The organism is Paramaledivibacter caminithermalis DSM 15212 (genome assembly GCF_900142245.1).
In the GTDB taxonomy this organism is placed as follows: domain Bacteria; phylum Bacillota; class Clostridia; order Peptostreptococcales; family Caminicellaceae; genus Paramaledivibacter; species Paramaledivibacter caminithermalis.
In genome coordinates this window covers 19722-30977 of the sequence record NZ_FRAG01000043.1, presented here as the reverse complement: position 1 = coordinate 30977, position 11256 = coordinate 19722, and the positions used below count along the sequence as shown (strand labels likewise).

General features: G+C 31.2%; 9 protein-coding genes and 1 riboswitch. Of the genes, 8 read left to right on the top strand and 1 reads right to left on the bottom strand.

Going from position 1 to position 11256, the window contains the following annotated elements:
* Window positions 1-185: IS200/IS605 family transposase (gene tnpA / locus BUB36_RS13995; protein ID WP_131821282.1), on the bottom strand; the 185-nt coding region annotated here is incomplete at its 3' end.
* Between the two features lie 480 nt (window positions 186-665).
* Between tnpA and BUB36_RS13990 the strand changes: the two genes are divergently transcribed.
* The 8 genes from BUB36_RS13990 (at window position 666) to BUB36_RS13955 (ending at window position 11135) form a co-directional block, all read left to right on the top strand.
* Window positions 666-1550: an energy-coupling factor transporter transmembrane component T gene (locus tag BUB36_RS13990; RefSeq protein ID WP_073151548.1), complete on the top strand. Its 885-nt coding sequence runs from the start codon at window positions 666-668 to the stop codon at window positions 1548-1550.
* Window positions 1523-3106: an ABC transporter ATP-binding protein gene (locus BUB36_RS13985; protein WP_073151546.1), complete on the top strand. Its 1584-nt coding sequence runs from the start codon at window positions 1523-1525 to the stop codon at window positions 3104-3106. The genes BUB36_RS13990 and BUB36_RS13985 overlap by 28 nt, the downstream gene beginning before the upstream one ends.
* 1 nt (window position 3107) lies before the next feature.
* Window positions 3108-3734 carry an ECF transporter S component gene (locus BUB36_RS13980; protein WP_084112053.1) on the top strand — a complete coding sequence of 209 codons (627 nt, stop codon included), beginning with the start codon at window positions 3108-3110 and terminating at the stop codon, window positions 3732-3734.
* A 91-nt stretch (window positions 3735-3825) separates the two neighbouring features.
* Window positions 3826-4009: riboswitch (cobalamin riboswitch) on the top strand.
* 181 nt (window positions 4010-4190) lie between these two features.
* Window positions 4191-5129 carry a DUF4430 domain-containing protein gene (locus tag BUB36_RS13975; protein ID WP_073151537.1) on the top strand — a complete coding sequence of 313 codons (939 nt, stop codon included), beginning with the start codon at window positions 4191-4193 and terminating at the stop codon, window positions 5127-5129.
* Between the two features lie 20 nt (window positions 5130-5149).
* Entirely contained in the window at window positions 5150-6466 is a 1317-nt protein-coding gene (locus tag BUB36_RS13970; protein ID WP_073151535.1) for an S-layer homology domain-containing protein, read from the top strand.
* Between the two features lie 40 nt (window positions 6467-6506).
* Window positions 6507-7553: an Ig-like domain-containing protein gene (locus tag BUB36_RS13965; RefSeq protein WP_073151533.1), complete on the top strand. Its 1047-nt coding sequence runs from the start codon at window positions 6507-6509 to the stop codon at window positions 7551-7553.
* A gap of 186 nt (window positions 7554-7739) precedes the next feature.
* The gene (locus BUB36_RS13960; protein WP_073151500.1) at window positions 7740-9008 is read left to right on the top strand and encodes a prenyltransferase/squalene oxidase repeat-containing protein; all 1269 of its coding nucleotides are present in this window, start codon (window positions 7740-7742) and stop codon (window positions 9006-9008) included.
* Between the two features lie 15 nt (window positions 9009-9023).
* Entirely contained in the window at window positions 9024-11135 is a 2112-nt protein-coding gene (locus BUB36_RS13955; protein ID WP_073151497.1) for an S-layer homology domain-containing protein, read from the top strand.
* Window positions 11136-11256: the final 121 nt, after the last annotated feature.

The following is an 11256-nucleotide window of genomic DNA, read 5'->3' as shown; positions in this document are numbered from 1 at the left end:
ACATGATCTTTTCCTACGCTACCTTGTACTATTGTTATTTTTCTTGCTTCACATCCTTGCCTTATCAAATCTCTCAATCTTTCTGCTATTTTTCCTCTTAACATTTTATATCTATATTTTGTTACCCATATTACATGATATTTTATGTCATATATTGTATGACTACTTCTTCTGTATTCTACCATTTTTATCACCCCAACACTATTATACCACTATCATGCAGCTTCGCTGTTTGCTAAAGCTACCCGACTGAAAGTCGGGGGATTTAAACCTGGCACATGGAAATTAAAAAAATAAATGTTGGGGTTATAAACCTTAACATTTATTTTTTAGATAGAGAAGGTTTTGTGAAAAATTGTATTATAGAAATTTAAGTAAAGACTTTAATTTATACATATCCAAAACCCCCAGAAACGTTGCGTATTTGTACATGTATAAATTAAGTTTTACTATGTAAATTCTATATATAGTTTTTTTATAGAAACATCTGTTAGAGATATGAAGTAACATTCGGAGCTGGGTAAGTACAGTATCTTGACACGATCCATATTTCTTTATTGTTTGGAAAAATATATATTAGATGCTATAATTAGAATAAATTATAAAGGATTAATACATTTTTTTATAAGATAAAAGATATATTAAAAAACTAAGCAGGTGATAAAGTGATAAAACTCCATCCATTTACGGTAATAATATTTTCAGTAGTTCTTTTTTTTGCAATTATTTTTTATAATCATCCAATTTATATAGCTTTTTTATTAGTAGCTTTAATTAGTAGTCTAATTCTATTGGGAGAAAGTAAAAAGCTTAAAGATACTTTGAAGTATAGCTTTTTTACTGTAGTATTAATATTGATAATAAATCCTTTGGTGTCAAATAATGGCGTGACAGTTATTTATGCGGGAATGAGACTACCGATTATAGGAAAATTTAAGATTACATTAGAAGCTATAGTATTTGGCATAGTTATGGGATTAAAGCTTATATCAATATTGTTAATTTTCGTATTATATGGAGCCCTTATTGATATAGATGATTCCTTTGGATTTTTTTCAAAGTATGCCCATAGGCTGACGTTGACATTATCTATGACTACAAATATAATACATAGATTGAGACTGGAAATAATGAGGGTTAAGGATGTAATGGTTTTAAGAGGAGCTAAACTGAATGAAAAAAATATATTTAAGAGGGTAAAAGCATATTACCCTATCTTAAAGGTAGTACTTATGTCTTCTTTGGAGGGTTCACTAAACAGAGCTGAAGCTCTATACTCAAGGGGATATGGTAAAGGAAAAAGGACTCTTTACTCTAAACTGGTGATAAGACCAATAGACTACATATTAAGTACATTAAGTCTTATCTTTTTTGGATTATTTATATATGGGGTTTTCACAGATAAAGGGAGTTATTCCTACTATCCTAGATTAGAAAGTTATGAGTCTAAAGACCTTGTCTTTTTGACTATCATGAGTATACCCATGTTAATTAATCTTTTATTGATCTGGGGGTGTAAAAGATGGAAATTTTTAAAATACAAGATTTAACATATTATTATCCTAATTCAGAAAAACCTGCATTAGATAATATAAATCTTACTATTAATGAAGGAGAATTTATACTTCTTTTTGGAGAATCTGGGTCTGGCAAATCAACTCTGGGAAGGGTATTCAATAAAATAGTTCCAGAATTTTATGGCGGAAAAATAAAGGGTAAAATCCATGGTAATGAAGAAGTGGGGATGGTTTTTCAAGATCCTGAAAGACAGCTGCTAATGGATAGGGTTGAGAGAGAAATAGCCTTTGGTCTTGAAAATTTAGGTGTGGAGCATGAAATAATGAAAAAAAAGGTTATGGAATGTCTTAGTTTTTTAAATATGTGGGATATCAAAGATAAAAAAACCTATGAATTATCTGGGGGACAAAAGCAGAAGACAGCTATAGGAGCAACTATTGCAATGGGATATAAAATTTTAGTTTTTGATGAACCTACTTCCCAATTGGATCCAGTGACTGCAGAAGAAATATTAAATATAATAAAAAGATTGAATGATGAATTGGGATATACAATAATATTAATAGAACAAAGAATAGATAGATGCTTTCACTTGGCAGATAGGATTTTATTTATGGAAGATGCAAGGTTAGTATTTGATGGAAAGCCTAAGGATTTTGTATTTTGGTGCAATTCAAAGAATATCAGTTTTTTACCTCCTGTAGCAGATTTTTTTGTTAAAATTGGACAAGAAATGATTCCCTTTACGGTAAAGGAAGGTAGAAAACAACTCAAAACTATGCTTAAATGTAAAAATTTTAACAAAAAAGAAATATTACATAAAGATTATCAAAATAAAGATGAAATAATTAATATAAAAAAACTGAAATTCACATATAAGGGTGGTAAGGATGCCCTTAAGGGCATTGATTTAAGGGTAGAAAAAGGAGAAATATTAGGAATAATGGGGGAAAATGGTGGAGGTAAATCCACTTTGTTGAAGAATATATCGGGTATATTAAAGCCAACTAAAGGAGAAATAGTAGTTAAAGGGGTAGTAGGCTTTCTATCTCAAAATCCAAATGATTACTTATTTAATGATACACTTTATGAGGAGTTAAAATATACACTGGATAACAACGATATTAAAGACTATTCAAGGATAGACAAAGTTTTAAAGGATTTAAATATATATGAGTATAGACATAAGAATCCAAGAGATTTAAGTGGTGGAGAAAAACAGAGGGCAGCACTTGCATCGATACTGGTTATGGAGCCTGAAATATTACTTTTAGATGAACCTACTCGAGGATTAGATAATATTATAAAGGATAGATTAGGAGAGATATTATTAAATTTAAAAAAGCTAGGTAAAACAATCATTATAGTTACCCACGACGTTGAATTTTTAGGAAAGTTTACAGATAGAGTTTGCCTTATATTTGATGGACAGATAGCTCAGATTGGTTCTAAATGTGAAGTATTAAATTCTGGAATATATTATTCAACTCAAATCAACAAGCTTTTTTCTGGAAAACTTGATGGAATTCTTACTCTAAAGGATGCTTTAGATCTATTTGAGCATAGTCCAAAAGAAGGTGTTATTTAATATGAATTATGGATTGATTTCAGTTATTATACTAATAGTTTCTTTGATTTTGCTTTTTATATTCTATGAGAGAAAACATGCTTCTGTAAAGGAGATATCCTTAATTGCAACTCTGGCAGGGCTGGCAGGGATAACTAGGGTTCCCTTTGCAGCATTACCTAATGTACAGCCAACTACATTTTTAGTTATAATTTCAGGGTATGTATTTGGTCCATGGTTTGGATTTATGGTAGGAGCTGTGGCAACACTTGTATCAAACAGCTTTTTAGGGCATGGTCCCTGGACACCTTGGCAGATGATGGCATGGGGACTTGCTGGATTTAGTGCAGGAATATTAGGCAAGATAATGAAAAAACCTTCTCGATTGTGCTTGACTATATTTGCTTTTGTGTGGGGCTTTTTATTTGGTTATATTATGAACCTATGGCATTGGTTATTTTTCGTATATCCTTTAAACTTAAGAAGCTTCATCGCTACATATGCTTCTTCCTTTTATTTTGACTTGATGCATGCTCTGGGAAATTTAGGCTTTACCTTTTTCTTAGGAAAGGACTTTATAAATGTACTTACAAGGTTTAAGGATAGAATAAGCTATAGCGAAATTCCCGTGAAGGAAATAGATAATTAACTAACACAAGGAGTTAAATTAACTTGTTATATTATTGAAGAGAGTGGCATAAGATGATATAATTTCTAATATACTGGAAGCAGTGTAGAAATCAAATGAATAGTGTCTTAGCTTAGGGAAAAGGGTGGAAAGCCCTTACTGTAGTCGCAGCTGTAACCGGCGATGAGGAATGGAATATACCACTGTCTAATGTACCAAAGTTAAATGCTGGATGGGAAGGTCTGTTCTAAAGATGACCCGGAAGTCAGAAAACCTGGTAAGACGTTCTTCAATTTACCTCCGACTTTGAGGAGTTGAAGATATATGTATGAATGCAGTTTTATATTAAGCATAATAATTACAAGGTATTTTATAATTATTTATATGCTTATATAAAAATAATAACATATATCTTTAGTCCTTTTCCAATTCGGAAAGGGTTTTTTGTTTTGATTTAATATATTGGAGGTATCAAGTATGAGAAAAGTATTATTGGCATGTTTATTAATTATTATTACTCTTTCATTAATAGGCTGCAGTGAGAAATCTGCTTCAGAAAATGGTGTAGTTAATGTAGTAGTTTCAAAAGATTTTGGAAAGGAGAAGCTGGAGGATAAAAATATAGATATTTTAGATGATGTAAGTGTAATGGAGGTAATGGAAGAAAACTTCGATATAGAAACTGCCTATGGAGGCGGATTTATAAATGCCATAAATGGTCTTAAGTCTGGCTTTACAGGCGTAAAAGATAAGAGGAAAACAGATTGGTTTTATTATGTCAATGGTATATTAGCTGGGGTTGGAGCAAGGGAATATCATTTAAAGCCAGATGATATTGTGATATGGGATTATCATGATTGGAGCAATAATACCTATGGTTCAAGTATTATTGGAGCATATCCAATGAATTTTATAAATGGACATGCAGATAATGTTTTGAAAACAGAAATTATATATGAGAAAAATTTTGAAGAGGAAAGCAGAAAGCTATTGGGCTTTTTAAAGGAAAGAGGATTAAAGGATATTGAAATAAGAGAATTAGATGAAGAACAATTAGAAGATGGACAAATAAATTCAATCGTAATAGGAAGATGGAATGATGTATCGAAACTAAGCTATATAAATCATATTTATGAGAATGGAGATAAATTTGGCTTATTTTTTAAAGCCGAAAAAAGTATACAGGCCTTAAATGAAAAGGGAGATATTTCTAAGGAGTATGAAAGGGGAGCCATAATAACTTCTGTAATAAAGGAATATGGTTTAACAGGAACAATATGGCTCATTACTGGAAATGATGATAACTTCATAAAGAAGGCAGTAAAGCTACTTTATGAGGATCCAGAAAAGATCAGAGGAGCCTTTTCTGTGATTATAATAGATGATAACATCATAGATATACCAGTTAAAAAATAAGGTATTAGAGGAGGAGAAGGATGAAAAAAGGGTTTGTTTTTGTTCTGGTTTTTATTTTTATGTTTTCAAGCATTGCATTTGGTTTAGATATTAATAAATCAGTAGAGTATTTAAAAAAGCAAGATTTAGATGAGTGGGGTATACTAGCCTTATATTCATTTGGTAGTGCTTTAAAGGAAAACTCCTTGGCAAAGATTGATTCAAATGTGAATACGGACTATCAAGCCTATGTAATAGGAACTTTAGCTTTAGGTAAAGATGTATCCCGTGAAGTGGAGATTATTAAAGAAAGTCAAATGAGTAGTGGAAAATTTGCTGATTTTATAGACGGTACAGGAGAAGATTTGATAAATGCCCATGTATGGGGAATTGTCTCATTATATGCAGCTGGTGAAGATGGATATGAAAAGGAAAAGGCGTTAAAATGGCTTAAGAAGAATCAAAATGAAGATGGAGGATTTCCAGTATTTGTTGGAGATTCAAACTCAGATTTAGATTTGACAGCTATGGCTATTGTGGCTTATAGGGCGTTAGGACTTAGTAAAGATTCTGAAGAAATAAAAAGCGCTTTTAAATATATTGAGGAAAATCTAGATAAGAGGGAAAGCTGTGAAAGTGTTGCATGGAATATACTTGCAAGAGTTAGTATGGGCTTAGAGCCAGATAAAAAGCTTTATGATAAGCTTTTAGGATATAGATTAGAAAATGGTTCCTTTAAACATATAAAAGCAATGTCTAAAGGAAATTATATAGCCACTTGGCATGGACTTCTAGCTTTATCAGATTATAAAAATAAGGTATCTATATTTGATAAATTACATAATTTAAATACCACTGTGAAGTTTAAGGATTTAATGGAAAGTGATTATGCTTATGAAGAAATAATGACCCTTGTTAATAAAAAAATAGTGTCGGGCTATTCAGATGGAACTTTTAAACCAAATAATGAAGTTAAAAGAGCTGAATTTGCTAAGTTTCTAATCTATGGCTTAGGCATGCAGGATGAGATTTCATCATCTACATATGAATTCAAAGATCTAGAAAATCATTGGGCAAATAAAATAGTTGCTCTTGCAGTAAAAAAAGAGTTTATAAAGGGGGTAGGTGATGGAAAGTTTGCACCAGAGGACAAGATTACAGGGGCTGGTGTAGCAGCTATGCTTGTACGGGCAAAGGGATTGGAAGAAGAAGCTAAGGCAATAAAGGGTGGTGATAAGTGGTATGAGGGCTATGTGGAGATAGCAAGGAAAAATAATTTGCTTTATGATAACTTTGCTCCCGATAAAAATGCTACGAGAGCGCAATGTGCTGTATCAGTATTTAAGCTGATAAAATAATGAGAAATACAGTTAAAAAGAAAATATTAGGAGGGAAACTATGAAAAGAATATTTAGTATTTTATTAATATTTGCTATGATGTTTAGCTTTATGCCTTTAATAAATAAGGGCTTTGATGCCTATGCCGATAATAGCGGTCAGGAAATAAGGGTTAGGATTGAAGGAAAGACCGATACGTTATTTGATGAAATGATTGCAGTGACTGATGAAGAAACAGGAGAAGACTTATTAAGAACAGCAATTGGCGATGACCAAATAGTTGGAGATGAAGGACAATGGGGACTATTTATTAATGGGTTACTAGGAGAGATGGCAGGAGAAAGTAGAGATGGATATATGACAAGCTGGGGATTATATGTAGCTGAAAATGGAGTATTGAAAAGCTCACCAACATCAATATCTACTTTACAAATTGGAGGAATTGATGAATTATTACTTCATTTAAAAGCCAGTGACCTAGCAACATGGTCGGACCTTACATTTATACCTAGGCTTTACACAGTACAAGAAGGCAAAATTACTAAGCTTATAGTAAAAAAAGTAGTAACTACATATGATGAAAATTGGAATACTGTAGAAAGTGAAAAAATAGAAGAGGGCGCATTGCTTACAATAGATGGCATAGAATATATAACTGATGAAAATGGAGAAGTAAGCATAGAATTACAAGAAGGAACATACGAAGTAAATGTATCAAAAGAAGGAGAAAACTATCCAGAATTAATAAGAGATACATTTGAATTAATCGTAGAATACGATAAATTTGACGGAGATGACAGTGATTATGAATTATGGAAAGTAGAAAATCCAGATGTGGCTTTAGATAAAACATGGACTATAAAATTCAATGATGATGTTTTAGAGAGTTCACTTAATGATGCTATAGTAGTTGTGGATTCTGAAGGATATATTGTTACATGTGAAATACAGCTTTTAGAAGATAATAAAACTATAAAGGTATACGCACCACAGGGTGGATATGATGTTGGAGAAAACTACACCTTATATATTAAGAATGAAATAGAATCAAAAGACGGAAAGGTCTTAAATAAATCTTGGAAAGTACCATTTACTATAATCGAGTAGAGTTGTTTAATTGAGTAAGCCCCTTATATATAGGATTTACATAGTAAAACTTAATTTATATATATAAATACCCAATGTTTTTGGGAGTTTTGAAGGTTTGTAAATTAAAGTTTTTACTTACATAAATTCCTATAAAGGGGCTTTTATAGAAAAATTTAAAAACATTTAAAAGAAAGGATAGGAATTATGGTAAGAAAAGTATTTAGAATTTTATTAGCAATAATATTAATTATAAATATCATTTCTATAAATTGTATTTCCTTTGCAGAAAATAATAAAAATGACAAAGAAATAATAGAAAATGCTATAAAAGATTTAAGAAATTATTATGAGGATGATGATGAATATAGCTTTAGAGAAGCAATAGCATTAAATTTTACCAGTAAAGATATAGATAAGGAGATAAAAGAAATAGCCGATAGACTAGATATAAAGGAAAGCGATTCTGCTGCAACCTATGCAGGAAATATAATTGGCATAATTGCTGCTGGGAAGGATCCAAAGAATTTTAAAGGAAAGAACTATGTTAAGCTTCTCTTAGATTCCCAAGAAGAAAGTGGATGGTTTATCACTAATCTTGGAGACAAGCATCCAGCCACTTTGGCTTGGAGTATAATAGCTTTAGATATGGCTGAGGCAAAGTATGATATTGAAAAAGCTATTACAGCACTAATGAAGGCTCAAAAAGATCATGGTGGATTTACAGTAAACCCAGATGTTGATACAGCAGCAATGGCAATAACAGCCCTTGCAGAGCATAAAGATATAGAGGGGGTCAAAGATACTATTAATAAAGCTATAGACTTTATCAAATCTGCACAACTTGATTCAGGAGGATTTCCATTTATGGGTTCTGATAATCCTTATTCCATATGCGCTGTGATACAAGGACTTATGGCAAATGAAATAGACCCGTTATCAAATGAATGGCAAAAAAATGGCAATAGTATGCTAGATGCCCTTTTAAATTTCAAAACAGAAAATCATTTTGAATATAGAACCGAGTATGGTAGTGAAAAAAAATCTGCCACTGAACAGGCATTTATAGCTCTTGCTGATTTATACAGAGGTAAATCTATGTATCAAAATGTAAAAATTTATGAATATGATTCAGATAATGAAGATGAGGAAGACAATGATGATAAGCTGATTATGGAAAGAATAGGTAATAACGTCTTGGAAAAGGGCGAAGAAGGAAAGGTTACAATTAGAATAAAAAATAATACAGAAGAAGACCAAGAATTTACATTTATTGTGGTGTTATATGAAATAGATGATGACGAAATGGTTACTTATTCCTATTTGACCAAAACGATAGAAAAAAAGGAAGAAGAAATTATTACTACTGGGTTCTTAATACCCAGAAAGGGAGAATATGAGGTTAGAGGATTTTTATGGGATAATTTAGAGGATATGAATATATTGACAGATCCTATATATATAGACGTGGAATAGCAGGAGTGATGAGTCTTGAAAAAAACAATTTTAACAATACTATTAATATTTTGTTTTACTCTACAATCCTTTGCAGGAATTAGTGTTGATATAGATGTTGACGATGATGGTGATGTAGATATAAAAGTAGAATCAAGTTATGAAAAAGAACCTATAGCAATAGAAATCTATGATAAAGATAGAAAATACTATATTAACCAAGATATTACTGATAAGGAAGGAAATTTTAAATTCGATTTTAAAGCCAAGGAAGATGAAGAATATAAGGGAAAAATCAATATAAAAGGAAAAAAGGAGAAATTTTCGTTTTCAACACAGGAAGAAGAGGAAGTTGTATATGTTTATGTGAAAGGCTATGAGGGAAGAATACTTTCTAAAACAGAGGTAGAGTTTAAAAAAAATGATACGGTTTTAGATGTATTAAAGAGAGTACTTAATCATAAGGATATCCAATATAAAATTGAGGATGAATATGTAAAAAGCATAGATGGGCAGTCGGAATTCGATAAAGGAGCCAAGAGTGGGTGGATGTTTTCAGTAAATGGTGAGTTTCCCAAAATTAGCGCTGGAAGCGTTGAAGTAAAAGAAGGGGATTATATAAGATGGTTATATACAATGGATTTAGGCATAGACATCGGTGCTGACAGTGAAGAGCTAGAAGATATAGAAGATGAAATTAAAAAAGCGTGGAAAGCTGTGAAGGATTCAAAAACTAGTGAAAATAAAATTCTGAAATCATTGAATAACGTTATAGGTATTTTAGATGATAACTTTTCAAAAATAAAAAATGAAGACGATGCTGAAGACCTAATAGACTATATTATTAAAATTACTAAAATTATTGAAAAAGCTAAGGAAAGAATAGAATCTAAGGTAAATAAAAAGGAAACAGTTGAAATTTTATCAGAGCTTTTGAAGTTTTTGGTAAAAGCAGTGGATGAAATAGATAAAGAGCAAGTAGAGAGTGAAGCAATGTATATTGCGTCAAGAACTGTGGCTATAGCATTAGAAATAATAGGTGAAATCCAAGATGCAAAAGAAATAGATGGTATTTCTAATGACATAATTGAGTCTGTAGTCAAAATAAATAACAAATTAAGCAAAGAAAATACAATAACTATAGATATGATTAATGAATGTAAAGATGAAATCCAAATATATTTACCAAAGGGCATTTTGCAGAATATATTCAAAAAAGGAATAGACAAATTAGAAGTAAAAACAGAAATAGCTTCATTTAATATAGAACCTGATACCTTTAACGAAAAAATGAAGGATAAGGAGATAATTTTAAAGATTAGGAGAAGAAAATATACGATAGATAAGCCTGAAAATAGTATAGAAGCAATGTTTGAAGCAATAGTTGGAGGAGAGGAAATAAAAGTTTTAAGTAGTCCAATGAAAATAAGTTTTCATTACAATGGTGATATAGGAGACAATAAAGACATAACAATATATCTTTTAAAGGATGATGGAGGGATAGAAGCCGTATCTGGAGAATGGAATATTGATAAACAAAGGATAAGCTTTAAAACAAGTCACTTATGTAAATATTTTGTTAGATTATCAAAAAATAAATTTACTGATTTAAATGGCTATAGCTGGGCAAAGGATGCAGTAGAAATCATGGTATGTAAAGGAATAGTAAATGGAAGAACTGATACTAAGTTTGATCCACATGAAAATATTACAAGGGCAGAATTCGCAGCATTAATAACTAGAATGTTAGGATATAAATCAGAAAGTGATGATTACATACCCTTTGAAGATGTAGATGAAGGCAGCTGGTACTATAAAGCAGTAGCTGTAGCATATAAAAATGGATTGATTAATGGAAGAAGTGAAAGAACATTTGATCCTAAAGGGAATATAACAAGGCAAGAAATGACTAAAATAATAGCTAAAGTATTACAAAAAGAATCAGTGGATTTAGCGGAAGATAAAAAAATAAATTTCTTTAAGGATATTAAGGATATAGCACCATGGGCACAAGCTTCAGTAGAATTAGCAGCAAGAAAAGGAATAGTTACGGGAAATGAAGAAGGAAGGTTTGCTCCAACAGAAAAAGCCAATCGAGTACAGGCTGTTGTAATGCTTTATAGATTGTATCTTTTGTTATGGAAGTAGTATTTAAAATAAGGGTGGAGACTTTAGCTGCCATTGTATATTTTGTACAATAGCAGCTTTTATATTTGTAACCTTTGTCAATTTATTCGTTAGTAGCTTTATAGTAGAATTATAGTATAAA